Source organism: Mucilaginibacter rubeus, assembly GCF_014643835.1.
In the GTDB taxonomy this organism is placed as follows: Bacteria; Bacteroidota; Bacteroidia; order Sphingobacteriales; family Sphingobacteriaceae; genus Mucilaginibacter; species Mucilaginibacter rubeus.
Map to the genome: position 1 here is coordinate 19,043 of NZ_BMKD01000013.1, position 18,312 is coordinate 37,354.

General features: G+C 44.8%; 16 protein-coding genes and 2 tRNA genes. 9 read left to right on the forward strand and 9 right to left on the reverse strand.

Annotated features, from left to right (window positions below):
* Window positions 1–22: 22 nt before the first annotated feature.
* Window positions 23–463, reverse strand: coding sequence for a zeta toxin family protein (locus tag IEX80_RS26790; RefSeq protein WP_188834731.1), 441 nt, complete (start codon window positions 461–463; stop codon window positions 23–25).
* Between the two features lie 2 nt (window positions 464–465).
* Window positions 466–618, reverse strand: coding sequence for a hypothetical protein (locus IEX80_RS26795; RefSeq protein ID WP_188834732.1), 153 nt, complete (start codon window positions 616–618; stop codon window positions 466–468).
* A gap of 413 nt (window positions 619–1,031) precedes the next feature.
* Between IEX80_RS26795 and IEX80_RS26800 the strand changes: the two genes are divergently transcribed.
* From IEX80_RS26800 to IEX80_RS26825, 6 genes are read left to right on the forward strand one after another with little or no spacing between them, the layout of a single operon-like run.
* On the forward strand, window positions 1,032–2,375 hold the full coding sequence (locus IEX80_RS26800) for a TolC family protein (RefSeq protein ID WP_188834733.1): 1,344 nt from the start codon (window positions 1,032–1,034) through the stop codon (window positions 2,373–2,375).
* A gap of 9 nt (window positions 2,376–2,384) precedes the next feature.
* Window positions 2,385–3,491: an efflux RND transporter periplasmic adaptor subunit gene (locus IEX80_RS26805; RefSeq protein ID WP_188834734.1), complete on the forward strand. Its 1,107-nt coding sequence runs from the start codon at window positions 2,385–2,387 to the stop codon at window positions 3,489–3,491.
* 4 nt (window positions 3,492–3,495) lie between these two features.
* The gene (locus IEX80_RS26810) at window positions 3,496–6,720 is read left to right on the forward strand and encodes an efflux RND transporter permease subunit (RefSeq protein ID WP_188834735.1); all 3,225 of its coding nucleotides are present in this window, start codon (window positions 3,496–3,498) and stop codon (window positions 6,718–6,720) included.
* The gene (locus IEX80_RS26815) at window positions 6,717–6,902 is read left to right on the forward strand and encodes a YgaP family membrane protein (protein WP_090533115.1); all 186 of its coding nucleotides are present in this window, start codon (window positions 6,717–6,719) and stop codon (window positions 6,900–6,902) included. Before IEX80_RS26810 ends, IEX80_RS26815 begins: the two co-directional genes overlap by 4 nt.
* A gap of 27 nt (window positions 6,903–6,929) precedes the next feature.
* Window positions 6,930–7,238 (forward strand): rhodanese-like domain-containing protein, encoded by a 309-nt coding sequence (locus IEX80_RS26820; RefSeq protein ID WP_188834736.1) that lies wholly within the window; start codon window positions 6,930–6,932, stop codon window positions 7,236–7,238.
* Between the two features lie 9 nt (window positions 7,239–7,247).
* Window positions 7,248–7,883 (forward strand): Crp/Fnr family transcriptional regulator, encoded by a 636-nt coding sequence (locus IEX80_RS26825; RefSeq protein ID WP_090533110.1) that lies wholly within the window; start codon window positions 7,248–7,250, stop codon window positions 7,881–7,883.
* Between the two features lie 49 nt (window positions 7,884–7,932).
* On the opposite strand, the gene IEX80_RS28050 is transcribed toward IEX80_RS26825, so the two are convergent.
* The 4 genes from IEX80_RS28050 to IEX80_RS26840 all read right to left on the reverse strand — a co-directional run bounded on the left by IEX80_RS28050 (window position 7,933) and on the right by IEX80_RS26840 (window position 9,182).
* Window positions 7,933–8,187 carry an ISAon1 family transposase N-terminal region protein gene (locus IEX80_RS28050; RefSeq protein WP_090533108.1) on the reverse strand — a complete coding sequence of 85 codons (255 nt, stop codon included), beginning with the start codon at window positions 8,185–8,187 and terminating at the stop codon, window positions 7,933–7,935.
* Between the two features lie 178 nt (window positions 8,188–8,365).
* Window positions 8,366–8,450, reverse strand: a tRNA-Leu gene (locus IEX80_RS26830).
* Window positions 8,451–8,503: 53 nt separating this feature from the next.
* Window positions 8,504–8,576: transfer RNA gene (locus tag IEX80_RS26835), tRNA-Gly, on the reverse strand.
* 123 nt (window positions 8,577–8,699) lie between these two features.
* Window positions 8,700–9,182 carry a regulatory protein RecX gene (locus IEX80_RS26840; RefSeq protein ID WP_188834737.1) on the reverse strand — a complete coding sequence of 161 codons (483 nt, stop codon included), beginning with the start codon at window positions 9,180–9,182 and terminating at the stop codon, window positions 8,700–8,702.
* Between the two features lie 60 nt (window positions 9,183–9,242).
* Here IEX80_RS26840 and IEX80_RS26845 point away from each other — a divergent pair, with 60 nt between their 5' ends.
* Together IEX80_RS26845 and IEX80_RS26850 are read left to right on the forward strand one after the other, a co-directional pair.
* Complete coding sequence (locus IEX80_RS26845; RefSeq protein WP_176628325.1) at window positions 9,243–11,705, forward strand: bifunctional UDP-N-acetylmuramoyl-tripeptide:D-alanyl-D-alanine ligase/alanine racemase; 2,463 nt, start codon at window positions 9,243–9,245, stop codon at window positions 11,703–11,705.
* Window positions 11,706–11,721: 16 nt separating this feature from the next.
* Entirely contained in the window at window positions 11,722–12,312 is a 591-nt protein-coding gene (locus tag IEX80_RS26850) for a DUF502 domain-containing protein (RefSeq protein ID WP_112654514.1), read from the forward strand.
* A gap of 100 nt (window positions 12,313–12,412) precedes the next feature.
* Here IEX80_RS26850 and IEX80_RS26855 read toward each other — a convergent pair whose 3' ends face one another.
* Both IEX80_RS26855 and IEX80_RS26860 read right to left on the reverse strand, forming a co-directional pair.
* Window positions 12,413–13,666 (reverse strand): TCR/Tet family MFS transporter, encoded by a 1,254-nt coding sequence (locus IEX80_RS26855; protein ID WP_176628326.1) that lies wholly within the window; start codon window positions 13,664–13,666, stop codon window positions 12,413–12,415.
* Window positions 13,667–14,177: 511 nt separating this feature from the next.
* Entirely contained in the window at window positions 14,178–15,443 is a 1,266-nt protein-coding gene (locus IEX80_RS26860; protein ID WP_176628327.1) for a TCR/Tet family MFS transporter, read from the reverse strand.
* 93 nt (window positions 15,444–15,536) lie between these two features.
* Between IEX80_RS26860 and IEX80_RS26865 the strand changes: the two genes are divergently transcribed.
* A complete protein-coding gene (locus tag IEX80_RS26865) occupies window positions 15,537–17,492 on the forward strand; it encodes a redoxin domain-containing protein (RefSeq protein ID WP_188834738.1) in 1,956 nt (651 codons plus the stop codon).
* A gap of 75 nt (window positions 17,493–17,567) precedes the next feature.
* Here IEX80_RS26865 and IEX80_RS26870 read toward each other — a convergent pair whose 3' ends face one another.
* The gene (locus IEX80_RS26870) at window positions 17,568–18,275 is read right to left on the reverse strand and encodes an LOG family protein (RefSeq protein ID WP_188834739.1); all 708 of its coding nucleotides are present in this window, start codon (window positions 18,273–18,275) and stop codon (window positions 17,568–17,570) included.
* Window positions 18,276–18,312: the final 37 nt, after the last annotated feature.

Here is an 18,312-nt window from a genome sequence, read left to right on the forward strand (position 1 = left end):
TGTCGAAACGGTTTGCGAGGTGTTAAAAGTTTTTTAACCCTTCGATATAATTATAATAGATGCTACCTGTGTCGACAAAATGACAGCCTCTTTTTACTCGCGCAGTCACACGGTCCATGGATTGTTTAACGTCAGCCAGGCCAATATAAATTACGCTGGCAACATAGTCGTTTTCCTTAAACCGGGTTACAATATTCATTAGTCCAGCATCTCTTAAATTTGTTTCTACCGTAAAGTCCGTTTTATTTTTCAGTGCTTGTGTTACGCAATCCTGGAAATATTGCTCAACTGCGTAAGAAACGCTTTCGCCTGGGAGGCCGGGGTAAAGTGCTTCAATCTTTACAGCTTCTTTATCCGGGTCAAAGATAGATGCACCGGCAGCGGATAAATCTTTTGAAAAAGCAGATTTACCTGCACCGTTCGGCCCCGCTACGATCAGTAGTTGCGGGTTATTCAAGGTCATAACTAAAGGATTTTAATCAGGTGTGCTGTGCCTTTGTCATCTATTTGTACCTGCTCTTTTCTATCGCGGTACTCATGTATCATGTAACCGGTATCGGGACAAACGGCTTTATCGAAGTAGGTTAGATAACTGTTCCTGTTGAATGTTTCGCGCATAACGGCATCAGCGGTAGGACGAAGACGCTAAGGTATGCGGAGAATTAAAAAGGAGATTGCTGGCCAACAAATATAAGATAAGCTTGAACGACAACGTTGCCTCGGCCAGCGGTCAAAATGCGCTATGCTTGCGTAAACGTACAGCCCAATCGCTAAAGCTACCCTTGCGCTGATTTGACCTTTGCTCGCAACTACCTGCGCTGCTCTTTGGTGGTTTTGAAAGTTCGTATAAGGAGTTGGTGGTAGACATGCCTAAAAACGGTTGGATCATACAACAACTAACACCTTTTAATCAGTGCTGCTGCTAAACAAAACTGAATTTACGGGGCGTGATTATTCACTTGCCGACGTAGGTAACAAATGTTACCGTTTAGCTTTTTAGCCGAACCTACTTTTGTTAAAAAAATAAATTAATGAAAACGATAAGGCGTTTAATCAAAGCGGGCTTGTTCCTCTTTATAGGTTTCTCCGGCTTCCTTTCAGTAGCGCAAGCCCAGGACCTTCACGAAAAGTTGAGCCTGAATGAGGCCATTTCAGCAGCTTTAGCCAACAACAAAACTATCCGCCTGGCCGGTTTAGACGAGCGTATTGCGGAGTCGGATTACAACCAGACCCAGGCGGTCTACCTGCCACAGGCTGATGTCACCTATGCGGCCATGAGCACCAACAATCCGCTTAATGCTTTCGGTTTTAAACTACAGCAACGCAGTATTACCCAAAATGATTTTAATCCTGCCCTTTTAAACCATCCTTCTGCAACGCCGGATTATATGGCACAACTGGAGGTTAAGCAGCCATTGCTTAATATCGATATGCTGTACATGCGGAAGGGAGCCAAAAAGCAAACCCAAGTTTACCAATATAAAACCCAGCGCATTAAGGAATATATTACTTTCGAAACCACTAAAGCATTTTTGCAACTGCAGCTGGCTTACCAGGCAGAGAAAGTTTTGGCGGAAGCAAGCCAGACTGCAAAGTCGGTATATACTTTCACCGACAATCACTTCAAGCAGGGATTGATCCAAAAGTCAGACTTATTGAATGCCCAGGTTCATGTAACGGCAGTTGAAAGTAGCTTGGCAAAAGCCAAAAGCAGCATCCTTAACGCGTCTGATTACCTCAGCTTGTTAATGGGGCAGCCTACCGGAAAAGCTTATAGCCTTGTTGATCAACCGGAAACAAACTTGCCGGCTATAGATAGTACGCAAAAGGTTTTTGCTACCCGTTCTGATTTTATGGCCATGCAAAGAGCCATTGAAGCATCCGGACTGATGATCAAATCCAGCCAGATGAATTACCTGCCTAAACTGAATGCGTTTGGTAGTTTTCAATATAGCGACAGTCGCTTAGCCGGTTTCGGCGCAAATGCGTATTTGGTTGGAATTCAGTTATCGTGGAATATTTTTAACGGGAATAAAACCAAACATGTCATCGCTTCCCAAAAACTAAAACGAGATAAGCTTTCGGTGCAGTTAGCCCAGCAAAAAGACCAGAGCCGAACGGAGCTGGATAAAACTTACCGCGACCTTTCTGATGCCAGCTTTGAAGCGGATCAGGATAAGGCTGCCATAGAACAAGCTACCGAGGCCCTGCGAATATTGCAGAACCGTTACCAGCAAGGACTGGTCAACACCACCGATGTGCTGATTGCCGACACCCAGTTATCCCAATTAAAGTTTTCATTAGCTCAAGCGCAGTTTACTGTCAACGTTACCCGCGCTTACATACAATTATTAACAACTACCACCACCAAATAACCATCAGATATGAACTTACCTATCCATAAAAACAGGGCTTTGCAATTACTAATCGGTATCGGTTTAATGGTCATTAGTTCCTGTTCTTTCAATGAAAAAAAAGACACAGCCACCAGTGCAGATACGGCAATACTGGTTACGGTGAGCCAACCTTTGGCCGATGCAAAACAAGGACTGACTGTAAGCGGGCAGATAGAAGCTGGTCAAACAGCTAATATCAGCACCAGGGTAATGGGCTATATTACAAAGATTGATGTCAAGGTTGGCGACCGCGTTAGTAAAGACCAGCCATTGGCTACAATCAGCAATGACGACATTCTGGCCAAAAGAGCACAAATTGATGCAATGATTGCCGAAGCTAACGCCGGATACCAAAACGCGCAAAAAGATTATGACCGCTTTACCGCATTGTATAAACAACAAAGCGCCTCAGCCAAAGAACTGGACAATATTACACTGCAGTACCATTCGGCCAAAGCGAGATTAGAAGCGGCGAAACAACAACGCCGGGAAGTAAACGCCATGCTGAGCTATACTAACCTGACCGCTCCTTTTGCCGGCACAGTTACTCAGAAAATGGTGGACGCCGGCAGCATGGCCAGCCCTGGGATGCCGCTATTGACCATTGAACAAAGCCGCAGTTACCAGGTAAGGGCCTCCGTGCCGGAAAGTGAGATTAGTTTGATAGAGGAAAATACACCGGTAACAATAAATATCGACGCTATTCATAAATCAATCAAAGGAACAATAGCACAGATCAGTCAGTCTTCAGAGAACAGCGGCGGCCAGTACCTGATCAAAGCAACTATTCCGGATAACGAAAAGAAAGGTTTGTTCGCCGGTATGTACGCCAATGTGACTATCCCGGTTACACAGCCAGTAAAAACCAATGTAAGTGATCAGGTCATGGTGCCGTTAGCTGCCGTTCAGTATAAAGACCAATTAACCGGATTGTATACCATTGGCAGCAACCACACCGCTTTGCTGCGCTGGGTAAGGCTTGGAAGAACGCAGGGTAACCAGGTAGAAGTATTAAGCGGACTGGCTGCGAATGAACCATTCATCGTGAGCGCGGAAGGTAGATTATACAACGGCGTAGCCGTTAAAATAAAATAAGGATATGAAAGACGGATTTGCAGGAAATATAGCGAAGGCATTCATACAATCGAAATTAACCATACTGTTAATGATCGCCTTTTTACTCATCGGCGGTTACAGTACGTTCTTAATTCCGCGCGAGGAAGAACCCCAGATACAGGTGCCGATGGCCGATATATTTATCGGGTATCCCGGCGCGTCACCAAAAGATGTAGAAACGAAAGTTGCCGCTCCGATGGAGAAAATGATCTCGAATATCAAAGGGGTGGAATACGTATATTCTACCTCCATGCAAGGACAAGCGATGGTGATTGTGCAGTTCAATGTCGGCGAAGACATGGAACGCTCGTTAGTGAAGCTGTACAGCGAACTGATGAAGAACATGGACAAAATGCCGCAGGGCGTTACACTGCCATTGATCAAAACCAGGGCCATTGACGATGTGCCGGTATTGGGTTTAACCCTCTGGAGCGATAAATATGATGATTACCAGCTGAAACAAATGGGCCAGGAACTGGCAAACGAGATCAAAAAGATCAATGATGTATCGGATGTTAACATTATTGGTGGCCGCAACAGGGAGGTAAAAGTATTGCTTGATAAAAACAAGATGGCGGAGAACCATGTGGACTTTTTATCTCTCAGCAAACAGATACAGGGCAGCAATATGCAATTGCCAGGCGGCACCCTGCTTCAAAAAGATACGGCCTTTTCCGTTGAGACCGGAAATTTTCTGGCCTCTTCGGATGATGTAGGCAATTTAGTGGTGGGCATTAACCAGCAACAACCGGTTTACCTGAAATCTATCGCCAAAGTTGAAGAAGGCGCTGAAACACCAAATCAGTACGTGCTATTTGGTTATGGAAAAGCGGATATTAAAAATTTACAAGCCTTTAAATCCAATTACCCGGCCATCACCCTTTCGGTAGCCAAAAAGAAAGGCGCGGATGCGATGAAGTTATCGGAGCAGATCTTAAATAAAGTTGAGCATTTAAAAAGCGGATTGTTGCCAAACGATGTGCACTTAACCGTTACCCGAAATTACGGCGAAAGCGCGTCGGATAAAGTAGGTGAATTATTGCTTCACCTGTTTATCGCCATCATAGTCGTAACGGTGTTTGTGATGCTAGCCATGGGCTGGCGCGGTGGCCTGGTGGTATTTCTGTCAGTACCGGTAACCTTCGCCCTTACGCTGTTCGCTTATTACTTTATGCACTATACGCTTAACCGTATAACACTATTCGCGCTGGTATTTATCACGGGTATAGTGGTGGATGATTCCATTATCATCGCGGAGAACATGCACCGGCACTTTAAGATGAAGAAGCTGCCGCCATTGCAGGCCGCGATCTATGCCATTAACGAAGTAGGTAACCCAACTATCCTTGCAACTTTTACCGTTATTGCTGCGGTATTGCCGATGGCGTTCGTATCGGGCATGATGGGGCCTTATATGAGCCCGATGCCGATTGGTGCCTCTATCGCCATGATCTTATCGCTGATCGTCGCTTTAACCTTGACCCCATACCTCGGTTACATCTTTTTGCGCGGGAAAGAAAAGCACGGCATCGCACACGAAGAGAACAAACCCAAGCTAATGGAAGAAACCCGGGTCTATAAAATATACCGCTCTTCTATCCAGCCACTACTGGAAACCCGGTGGAAACGCTGGACATTTATCCTGGGCACTGTGGTGATCCTGTTTGCCTCGCTGTCCATGTTTTACACCAAAGCAGTTGCCGTGAAAATGCTGCCCTTTGATAATAAGAATGAGTTCCAAGTGGTGATCGATATGCCGGAAGGCACTACGCTGGAGAAAACACAGGCAGTAGCAAAGGACATCGGCTCCTACATTTCCGGGCAAGCACTGGTCAGAAATTATGAGACCTATATCGGTACCTCAGCACCGATCAGCTTTAACGGTTTGGTGCGCCATTACGATTTAAGAAGAGGCGACAACGTGGCCGACATACAGGTGAACCTCATGGATAAGAAAGATCGGAGTAGCCAAAGTCACGGTATAGCCAAGGAAATGCGCGGCCCGATACAAGCCATCGCTGCGAAATACCATGCGAATGTGAAGATCGTAGAAGTGCCGCCAGGCCCTCCGGTGCTTTCTACTTTAGTGGCCGAAATTTACGGGCCCGACTATAAGGAACAGATCAAAGTTGCCCGGCAGGTAAAAGACCTGATGAACAAAACCGCCAATGTGGTGGATGTGGACTGGATGGTTGAAGACGACCAGCCCGAATACCATATTGAAGTGAATAAAGAAAAAGCCATGCGTTATGGTATAGCCACCGCACAGATGGCTGCGACGGTTAACGCCGGCTTATCCGGTATGCCGGTAGGTAATGTCGCCCAGCCCGCAGCTTATAACCAAACCGCCATCAAGCTGCAATTGAGCGATGCCGATAAAAGCAGTATAGACGATGTACTAAATTTAAAAGTGATGGGTATGCAGGGGAATGCTGTGCCCATAAAAGATCTGGTTACTGTAATCCGGCAGATCAAGCCGAAAAGCATTTACCGTAAAAACCAGAAAGAAGTGGTTTACGTGCTGGGCGATATGGCAGGTGCCCTGGAAAGTCCCTCATATGCAATCTCCGATGTTTCCGATCATTTAAAAAGCGTGAAAGTTCCTAAAGGCTTCTCGCTGAAAGAGGAATATACCCATCAACCCGATTTGGAAGACAATTACAGCCTGAAATGGGACGGGGAATGGCAGATCACGTTCGAAGTATTTCGGGACCTGGGTATCGCTTTCGCCGTGGTGATCATCATGATCTATATCCTGATCGTAGGCTGGTTCCAGAACTTTACGGTGCCGCTGATAATGCTGGCCGCAATACCACTATCGCTGATCGGGATCGTTTTGGGCCACTGGATGCTGCACGCTTATTTTACAGCGACCTCGATGATCGGTTTCATCGCCCTGGCCGGTGTAATGGTACGTAACTCCATTTTACTGATCGACTTTATCAATATCAGGCTGGATGAAGGCATCCCGCTTAAACAAGCCATCATTGAAGCCGGCGCGGTACGCACCACACCGATCTTATTGACCGCAGGTGCGGTGGCTTTAGGCGCGGTGATCATTCTATTCGACCCGATCTTCCAGGGCTTGGCCATCTCACTGATGGGCGGTACCATCACCTCCACTTTCCTGACATTGATCGTGGTGCCTTTGCTCTACTTTAAAATGATGCGTAAAACAAAACTTAACCCTAAAATTCAAAAACCATGAAAGAAAGAATCGTTCGTGCCGTTGCCGGCACAATAGTTTTAACCAGTATAATACTGGCTTACACTGTAAATATTAACTGGCTTTGGTTAGGCGTATTTGTCGGCGTAAACCTTCTGCAATCCGCATTTACCAGATTCTGCCCGTTGGAGTTGATCCTGAAAGCAGCCGGCGTAAAAAATTGAATTATTTGAAATTTAAACGATAAGGACATGAATTTATTTAAGCAATTATTCGGTGGTTCACCCGCAGTTGACCTAAAAGAACTGATCAAAGAAGGTGCTTTGATCATAGATGTACGCACACCCGCCGAGTTTGCCTGTGGACACGCAAAAGGTTCCGTCAATATCCCACTGGATAAGGTAGCTTCCCAGCAGGCCATGTTCAGGGGCAAAAAGAACATTATTGTTTGTTGTCAAAGCGGGGGCAGAAGCGGGCATGCGAAACTCATACTTGAAAAAAGCGGGTTTACCAATGTGACCAATGGCGGAAGTTGGAATAATGTAGCCCAATACTGTTAACTTAGCAGCATGGACGAACCCATTAATTTTGTTTTTCAGTTTGAACCGGCCCTGATCAAAGAGATCGAGGAGTTTGGCGAGTTACGATCATTCAAAGACGGTGAACTGGTGATGGATTACGGGAAATATATCCGTATGATGCCGCTCGTAGTTAAAGGCACCTTAAAAGTTCTTAAAAAGGATGATAATGGCAATGAGATTTTATTGTATTATCTATCCAGCAGCGAGAGCTGTTCGATGGCTTATAGCTGTTGCCTGGAAGAGAAGAAAAGTGAAGTAAAAGCCATTGCCGAAGGTGACCTGCAAATCATCGCCATCCCCCATAACAAGCTGGATGAGTGGTTGTGTAACTATCCGAGCTGGAAGAATTATATCATGCGGAGTTTTAACGAGCGCTTCTCAGAAATGCTGAAGTCTATAGAAAGTATTGCATTTCATAAACTGGACGACAGGTTGATCGCTTATCTTAAAGAAAAGAAAAGGCTGTCGGGTTCAAGCGTTGTTAAAGCATCCCATTACCAGATCGCTGACGAACTGGCTACATCGAGAGTCGTGATCTCACGCCTGCTTAAGATACTGGAGAATAATGGCAAGATCCTATTATATCGCAACGAGATTAAACTGCTAAATGATTTTGATTCCTGATTGCCTGCAACTAAGCGGGTATCGAATTCTATGTGTTGTTGATGAATAACTAAACTAAGAATTCAAACATAAGCCATAAGGCTACTTTATGGCCACGAATCGGAAAATCCTGAATTGCTGTCTCCGGCAAGAAGCCTTTCGACTCCAATTGTGATTTATCATAACCTGATGGCACCAGGTTCTTTTCTTCAAGATAGATATTCAATTGACCCTTCTCGGAGGAATGAACATCTGTAAGTTCAAAATAGTCTAAAAGGCCTTCTGGTAGGATTAAACGGACGAGGGTTTCGTATGCTGATGACAAGTGGATGCCTGTTGAGTTTTATATCCACAAAGCAAACACTTTTTTTATTCCCCCACAATTTTTCTGCTTGATCCCCTCATGACCCTGTTTATTTGCGGATTTTGAGTGGGTTTATAACAAAAAAAGCCCCTAAATCATTTGATTTAAGGGCTTTCGAAGCGATTTTACGCTGCTTTTGTACTCAGAGCGGGAATCGAACCCGCACTCCGTTTACGGGAACAGGATTTTAAGTCCTGCGTGTCTACCAGTTCCACCATCTGAGCAGGTGTCTAACCTTTTAAAAATAAAACCCTTCTTTCAATCAGGAAGGGCTTTGAGCGAAAGACGAGATTCGAACTCGCGACCCCGACCTTGGCAAGGTCGTGCTCTACCAACTGAGCTACTTTCGCATTGGTATTTTCTCGCTTGAAGTAAGCTTTCGTTTAACCGGCTGCTTATCTCGTTTGCGGGAGTGCAAATATAGGTAGAATTGGATACTCTGCAAGGGAAATTTTAACTTTTTTTAAAATAGTTTATAACTTGCTGTTTTTCAAAATATCAGCTATCAGCTCAGCTTCGAATCCGCGGCCCATGGCGTACTGCTGCAGCTTGTACCGGCGCTTCAGCTGGTTCTTCTCGTTTAGGGTAGCTTCTTTTTTTTGTAATAAGTGGGTCAAAGCAGTCAAATAATCGTCAGGGTCAATAATAAGGAGAGCTTTTTTGATCAATACATCGGGCACTCGTTTAAGTTTAAGCCCTTGTTTAATTTTAATACGTCCCCACACTTTTTGGTTAAATTTACTTTTAGCATAGATCCGTGCAAAGCGTTCCTCGTTAAGGAAATTGCCCTCTATCAATTGGCTTATAATGCGTTCAACAGCGTCAGGCCATAGTCCCCACTCGTAAAGTTTGTCGCGTACTTCCTGCTGGGCGCGCTCCTGGTAGGCGCAAAAGTGCTCGGCTTTTGCAAGGGCAACTTTCTCGTCGGTAATTTTAATTGATTTGGGTTGATCCATTTAAAAACCAAAATTCGTTAAAAATTATTCTATTTGTTTTAATATCTCCAAATTAGCAGCATGCCCAATAACACGTACACCATAAGCGCTATAAAAAAGATCATCAAGGCAGATGGCAACATCGTTGAAGAATATACGATCAGTGCGCTTTTTACCGATAGCCGCCGGATCAACAACCCTGCCGAAGGCTTATTTTTTGCCCTGAGCGGCAGACGCAATGGCCATGAGTTTGTTGCCGAAGCTTATGCAGGCGGTGTGCGCAATTTTGTGGTAGAACATGGCCCGGAGTTTAACCTGCCCGGCGCAAACTTTTTGATTGTGCCAGATCCGCTGGCGGCCCTGCAAATGCTGGCAGCCTATCACCGCAGCCGTTTTAAGCTGGAGGTAATTGGCATTACGGGCAGTAACGGCAAAACTATAGTTAAGGAATGGCTTTACCAGCTGCTTTCGGCCGATAAAAATATTGTACGAAACCCTAAAAGTTATAATTCGCAAATCGGTGTGCCATTGTCCGTATGGCAAATCAACGACCGAAACGAACTGGGGATTTTTGAAGCGGGCATCTCTACCATAAATGAGATGAATAAGCTGGAAGCTATCATTAAGCCCGAAATAGGGGTACTCACCCACATAGGCCCTGCGCATGACGAGGGTTTTGAATCGCCCAGGCAAAAGCTCCTGGAAAAACTGGGGCTATTCAAAAACAGCAGGCTGCTGATCCATAATTACGATCAGTTGCTCGGTTATGAAAAAGACATCGCGGCTAAAGAGACCTTTACCTGGAGCCGTAAGTTTCGTGAAGCTGATCTGTATGTTTTCAGCGAGACGGTGATCTCCAAAAATTATTACTTCCGTGCCCGGTACCAGGGTAAAGAGATAGAATGCCTCGTGCCTTTTACCGACCAGGCCTCGGTAGAAAATGCCATAACCTGCTGGGCTACTATGTTGGCTTTAGGCTACAGTGCTGTAGAGGCCGACAAGCGCATAGAGCGCCTCGCGCCGGTAAGTATGCGGTTGGAGTTAAAAAACGGCGTAAACAACTGCTCTGTTATTGATGATTCATACAATTCGGATCTGCAATCGCTGGAGATAGCGCTTAACTTTTTATCGCAGCAAAATCAGCATCAAAAAAAGACGCTGATCCTGTCAGATATTTATCAATCTGGCCTGCAGCAGGATGTGCTGTACAAACAGGTGGCCGAATTGATCCGGGCCAAAAAGATTGATAAATTTGTTGGCGTAGGGGAGGCGCTGCTCGGCCATCAGCAATATTTTGACATAGCCCAACAACATTTTTATGCAGATACAGCCACTCTGCTGCAACAGTTAAAAGCACTCAATTTTAAAGATGAAACCATCCTGATCAAAGGTTCGCGCAGTTTTGAGTTTGAGCAGGTGAGCCGCGCGTTGGCCCAAAAAGCGCATGAAACCGTAATGGAGATCAACCTGAACTCCTTACTAAACAACCTCAACTTTTATAAATCAAAGCTTAAGCCGGGTGTAAAAGTGATGGCTATGGTAAAGGCTTTTAGCTATGGCAGCGGCACTTTTGAGGTTGCCAATATGCTGCAATATAATAAGGTTGATTATTTGGCGGTTGCCTATATTGATGAGGGGGTAGCTTTACGGCAGGCGGGGATTAACCTGCCCATCAAAGTGCTTAACCCCGAGGCTTCGGCATTTGATAAGCTCACCGAATATAAGCTTGAGCCGGTAATTTACAGTTTTGGTTTATTAGATGATTTTGTGGGCTATGCTTCGGCACAAGGCATTGCCGGTTACCCGGTACACCTTAAAATTGACACCGGTATGCATCGCCTGGGTTTTGAAAATTACGAGATAGAAACCCTGTGCGATATGCTGGAGGTCAACCGTTACGTACGGGTGCAATCGGTATTTTCACACCTGGTAGCAAGCGAAAGTCCGGAACACGACGAGTTTACTAAAAAGCAGATCAGGCGCTTTGAAAAGGCTTTTAAGGAGATAGAGCGTACACTGGGTTATAAGGTGATCAAGCACATCTGCAATACTGCCGGCATTATCCGCTGGCCTTCGGCACACTATGATATGGTTCGATTGGGGATAGGATTGTATGGAATCGATTCGTCGGTATCAGGGGCTGATGCGGGCTTGCAGCCTATAGCCAGTTTAAAAACCAGCGTTGCCCAGGTTAAAAAGATTGGAAAAGGAGACACAATCAGCTACGGGCGAAGCGGGAGCCTTATTAAAGACGGGAAAATAGCTACCGTTCGTATTGGCTATGCCGATGGTTACCTGCGTGCCTTTGGTAAAGGCGTGGGTAAAATGCTGGTGAAAGGCACACTTGTGCCTACAGTGGGCAACATCACAATGGATATGTGTATGCTGGATGTGAGCGGCCTTGACGTGCATGAAGGCGATGAGGTGATCATCTTTGATGAGCACCAGCGCATTGAAGAACTTGCAAAGCAGATAGGCACCATCCCTTATGAAATATTAACCAATATTTCGCAAAGGGTAAAAAGAGTGTACTTTTACGAGTAGAAATCAGGGGCTTAAAATGAACAGGTTAGCGCGGGCATTATTCAGGTATTTTGTAAAAGGGATGTTGGTGGTTGTACCGGTAGGCGCAGCTATTTTCCTGATGTACTGGGCGGTGGCCAGCATTGATAAAGCGCTTAACCTGAGTGATCTTTGGGTTGATAAAACCGGGAAGCACATGTATATCCCGGGCTTGGGGATCCTGAATGTGGTAGTGGTTATCATGATCATGGGGGTACTGGTTACTAATGTAATCACCGAGCCAATTAAAGCCTGGTTTAAACGCTGGTTTGCACGTTTGCCCATCTTCGCGTTCCTGTATTCGTCAATAAAAGATTTGACAGAAGCCTTTGTTGGCGAAGAGAAAAAGTTCAACGAACCGGTACTGGTTGAAGTTAATGAGTTCGGTTTAAAAAAGATAGGTTTCCTGGTTCAGAAAGACTTGGCAAAGATTGGCTTGCCCGGCGAGGTAGCCGTATACTTCCCATATTCCTACTCGTTTGCGGGGCAGGTAATCATCATTGCTGCCGATAAGGTAAAACCGATGGATAAGAGTGCAGCCGATGTGATGAAGTTTGTGATATCTGGCGGGGTGAGTGGGTTGGATTAGCCCAGCCCGGCCCCCTCTAAATCTCCCCCGGTAGGGGAGACTTTTTTGAATTTTCAAAGTCCTCCCTTCCGGGGAGGGTTTGGGTGGGGCTTGCGCGTTCCTATGGCAACACCTCCACCTGTTTTGAATCTGTCACCCCGGCTTTCTTAAAACTCCTTACTGCCAAAAAAACAGCTATCAGCATCAATACAGCCCCCAATATATAAGGCGCGCCCGGAAAATAGGTTGAAGTATTGCGATGGGTGAACAAATGAAACACCGAACTCATTAACAGGGGGCCGATGATCACAGCTAAACTACTGATACTGGTCAATGAGCCCTGCAATTCGCCCTGCTCTTTAGCTGATACCGTACTGGTAATCATACCCTGAAGTGAAGGACCCGAAATACCGCCAAGGCAATAAGGTACCATGAACACATACATCATCCAACCCTGGTTGGCAAATGCTATGAGGCTTAAACCGATGGTATAGAATAGTAAGCCGGCTACGATATTTTTCTCCTGCCCGAATTTGGGGATCGTAAACCTGATCAAGCCGCCCTGTATGGCTACCAGTACTATTCCAATAAAAAAGCCTAAAAAACCAATGCTTTTCAGCGACCAGTCGAATTTTTCAGTTACGTAAAACGATAATACATATTCAACAGCTTTTTGAGCAATGTACACCAAAGAAAATGCGCCTATCAACCCGATTAGGGATTTATAGCGCGAAAGGTTGCGTAAGGAGCTAACGGGATTAGCCTTCTTCCATTCAAAACGCCTGCGGTTTTTGATATTTAATGATTCGGGTAATACAAAATAGCCATATGCCGCATTCAGGAGGGCCAGACCGGCCGCCAGCATAAAAGGGAACCGCACATTTAATGCACCCAAAAAGCTCCCGGTGCCTATGCCAATAATAAATCCAAGACCGGATGCTGCCCCAACTAAACCGAAGTTCGCTGCCCGGTTTTTACCTGTACTGATATCGGCAATGTAAGCGGTTGCTGTGGTATTACTGGCGCCCGCAAAGCCCGCTATGGCACGGCCGATAAATAACCAGGCCACAGTAGGAGCAAAGGCCATAAAAATATAATCTATCCCAAAGCCAATAAGCGAACCTAATAATACAGGCCGGCGCCCGTACCTGTCGCTCAGGTTACCCAGTAGCGATGAAAACAGGAACTGCATGGAGGCGTACGTGAACGTTAAATAGCCATTATATTGCGCAGCGGTACTTACATCCATGTTGCCCAGCTTTTCGAGCAGCGAGGGCATTACCGGTATAATGATGCCTAAACCAAGTACATCAATAAAAAGCGTTACGAAAATAAATCCTAAGGCGGCGGTATGTTTTTTAGGTTTGGCGCTCATTAATAATGATAAAGGTTTAAGCTGATTAAAAGTTTTATTATGGGCTGTTTTACAGTTTGATATTTAATTTATACTTGCGCTTTTGCTATTCTTCGCTGTTGTTATCACCAACTTTGTGACCGGCAATAGTGCATTCATGATATTAAGACATGAGGATCGAAATGATTGTTTGCGACAGCACCAACAACGGCAGGTTGAGGGTGTTTATCTATCAATTTTACAATATGGGCGTTGCCTGCGGCCCGGGCTTTCCGTTACAAGTCCTCGCTTTTCCCGCGCAAGCCCAATCCACGCTCCGGGCTTTTCACTGCAATCCCTAACGCGGCTCCCGCTCATTGTCCCCTAAAATATATTTTAAACAGCATCACGGTTTTTACAGGATTTTCCCTGATGGCTACTTGCAATGACATGGTTTCTGTTTAATCTCCCAATAATTTCATCTTCCAAACACGTATGACAATAATACCAACAACAGCAAAGCTTTAAGCTTTGTGCATTCTGCTTTTGGCTTTTAATGCAAGGTTGCCAGGGCATCCATATCCTTTGCTGAGGTTTTCTTCACGTTTTTGAAATTACGGATAGCAAGCAAAGCACTTATCAACATCAGTATTGCACCTAAAATAAAGGGGGCTCCCGGAAAAAAGAAGGGCCTTTTATCATTGGTGAAATAATAAAATAAAGTGGTCATTACCCAGGGGCCAAAAATGGCGCTCAGGCTCATGAGGCTGGTTAGGCCACCCTGCAGTTCACCCTGTTCATTGGCGGGTACCTGGTTGGTCATGATGCCCTGCAACGCCGGGCCTGCAATACCGCCAAGGGCATAAGGCACCATAAAGGCAAACATCATCCAACCCTGGGTTGCCATAGCAAACAGGATAAGGCCGATGCTATATAGCAGTAAGCCAACCCAAATGCAACGTTCCATGCCCAGTTTGGGCAGGATCAGGCGCATCAGGCCGCCCTGTACAAGTGCTATCATCAGGCCTATAAAGGCAAGAGAATAACCAACCGTATCCTCGCCCCATTTAAATTTTTCGAAAGTAAAATAGGTCCAAACGTTTTGTACGGCCTGCCCGGCAAAATATACCAGGAACAGCGATAGGGCCAAACCAATAACCGACGGATATTTTTTAAGCTGCAGCAATGAGCCAAGCGGGTTTGCCCTTTTGATATCGAAGGGGCGGCGATGGGCCTCATCCAGCGATTCGGGCAGGATGAAGAAACCATAAAGGGCGTTCAAAAAGGCTAAACCTGCGGCAGCGAAAAAGGGATATTGAACATCCATTTTACCTAACACACCGCCAATTGCCGGGCCAATGATAAAGCCGAGACCAAAGGCAACGCCAATCATACCAAAGTTTTGGGCGCGCCTTTCGGGAGTACTCACATCAGCTATATAGGCCGATGCTGTGGTGAAGCTGGCGCCGGTAATGCCTGCAATTGCCCGGCCTAAAAATAGCCACCATATGGATGGTGCAAAGGCAAGGAACAAATAATCAATGCCAAAACCCAGTAAGGAACAAAGCAAAACCGGGCGGCGGCCATACTTATCACTCAGGTTGCCTATCATTGGCGAAAAAAGGAACTGCATTACCGAATAGGCCAGCGTTAAAAAGCCGGCATACAAAGAAGCTTCGCTCAACCCGGCGTGGATCAATTTTTCAATCAGTTTGGGCAGTACAGGTATGATGATCCCTAAGCCTACCACATCAATCAGTAAAGTAACAAATATAAAGCCTAAAGCTCCCTGGGGTTTATTCTTGGCGGACTTATCCATGGCGCAAAATAAATTATTAACGTTAATAATTGTTAAAATAATTGTATTTATAATAATTTGTATTTAACTTGAACTATATAATTAGTTAAACCTATGAAACCACACAAATCAATGCTACTGTTGCCGGCGCTGCTGGCTGTGCAAAGTTTTTTTGCACAAAGTAGCCATCTTACATTATCTGATAGTTATCCATCGGCAACTGAAAAAGTTAAAATTACATATGACCCGGAGGGTACGCCTGTTGCCGGTAAAAAGGATATCAGCGCAGAGGTATATTACATTGATGGGAAAGATAACCCGGCAGCCGACATCGAACTAAAACCTAATGGCTCTTTACTTTCCGGCGATTTCACTATTCCTGCCACAGCGAAAGCTTTTTTTGTAAAGATTTTTAGTAACGGTGATATTGATAATAATAACGACAAAGGGTACATATACTTAGTTTATAAAGATAAAAAACCTGTTCAGGGTGCTTATGAAGCAAAAGCTTACATATTGGCCAGTGGGGTTGGCAGTAATTTTGCCAAAATAAAGATAGACTCCGAAGAAGGCCTGACTTTATATAAAAAAGAATATGATGCCTACCCGCAGGCCGAAAAACCATATCAGTTTAATTACTACTATATATTGGCCAAGAAAAAAGATCCGGCTACTTCTGCCTTGTTAGAAGCCAAAGTTAAAGCGCTTGAAAAAAGCGCGGTAGAAAAAGATCTGATCCTGGCCGCTAACATACTGAACTGGCGTAACAAAAAAAACTCTGCCGATTCATTGGGAGAGATCATCAAAGCTAAGTACCCTAACGGCGAATCCGTAAAAAACGAGGCGGAGTTTGCCATGATGCGCGAGAAGGACGTACACAAAAAAGATTCGCTTTATAAAGCATATATAGCCAAATTCCCGGCTATGGCTACTGATAAAGGTTCTCGAATAGATTATATACGAGGGCAGCTGGCTACCGGCTTTTTGACTGATGGTAATACTGCTGCTTTTAATGCTTATGCAGCACAAGTTCAAAACAAATCAAGCATTGCAAACAGCTATAACAACATAGCTTATGGCTGGGCTCAACAAGATGAGCGACTTGATGAGGCTGAAAAGCTATCAAAACAATCATTGGACATCGTTACTGAAAAAATGAAGCATCCCGAGGCTTCGCCGTTTATGTCGGTAAAGAGCATGCAAAAGCAAAACAAGGATGTATACAACATGTATGCTGATAGTTACGCGTTCATTTTATATAAAGAGAAAAAATATGATGAGGCCCTTAAATATCAAAAAGAGGTTTATACAGACAACAAGGATAACGACCCTATTACCAACGAGCATTACGTACTCATTTTAAATGCCCTTGGCAAATATGCTGAATCAAAAGACGTGATTGAAGGCGCATTTAAGGCAGCTAAAGTTTCCCCGGCTTTAACAACCGAGTTAAAAAAAGCCTATGTGGGCTTAAAAGGCAATGAAGCAGGTTATGATCAATACCTGGCCGGTTTATCGGCTATTGCAAAAAACAAAAAGAAAGAGGAGGTGGCTAAACAAATGATCAACGAGCCTGCTGCCAAATTTGCCCTTAAAGATTTTGCGGGAAAAACCGTTTCGCTGGCTGACTTAAAAGGCAAAATTGTCATAGTTGATTTTTGGGCTACCTGGTGCGGCCCTTGTAAAGCATCTTTTCCGGGAATGCAAATGGCTGTAAATAAATATAAGGATGATGAGGATGTGAAATTCCTGTTTATTGATACCTGGGAAAACGGCGATAATTATATTGATGGCGTAAAAAAATTCATTGCCGATAATAATTACACTTTTAACGTGCTGGTAGATGAAAAAGGCAGCGATGGCAGGCAATCAAAAGTGGTTTCACAATTTGGAGTAACCGGTATTCCAACCAAGTTCATCATCGATAAAAATGGCAATGTCCGCTTTAAGGTTGTGGGGTTTGATGGCTCGGCTGATGGGCTGGTAGATGAAGTGAGCACAATGATTGACATGGCAAAAGCGCCGGTTGCCGCGGAGGTTGCTGCTACGCCAAAACAAAACATGAAATAGCTGATTGCAAACCTAAAACTATATCAAAACAAAAATGCCGCCCTGTTGGAGCGGCATTTTTTATTGTATTGCCTGTTAAAAGTTTGGCTTAAGCACGTATTTGTTATAGAAACGGGTGATGTGCTCAACAGCCTCTTCGGCGGTATCAACCACGCGGTAAAGGTTCAGGTCGTCGGGATTGATATTGTGCTGGTCGTTCAGCATTTTTTCTTCAACCCATTTAAACAGGCCTTTCCAGTATTCAACTCCAACAAAAATGATTGGGAAACGGGCAATTTTACCGGTTTGGATAAGTGTAATGGCTTCAAACGATTCATCCATAGTGCCAAAGCCGCCGGGCAAAATGATAAAACCCTGCGAATATTTCATAAACATAACCTTACGGATAAAGAAGTAATCAAACTCCATGATTTTATCCCTGTCGATATATTTATTGTGGAATTGTTCAAAAGGCAGTTCAATGTTGAGGCCAACCGATTTACCGCCGTTTTCATAAGCCCCTTTGTTGGCCGCTTCCATAATGCCTGGTCCGCCGCCTGATATTACACCATAACCATGCTCGGTAAGCAGGCGTGCTGTTTCTTCGGCCAGTTTGTAGTACTTGTTATCGTTATGTGTACGTGCCGACCCGAAGATGGATACGCATGGGCCAATTTTGGCCAGTTTTTCAAAGCCGTCAACAAATTCGGCCATTATTTTAAAGATCTGCCAGGAGTCGGTAACCTTAATTTCCTGCCAGTTTTTGTTCTCGAATGCTTGTCTTATTTTATCTTCTCCTGTCATAGCTTTTTTAGTCCGTAAGTCCGGGAAGTCCGCTGTC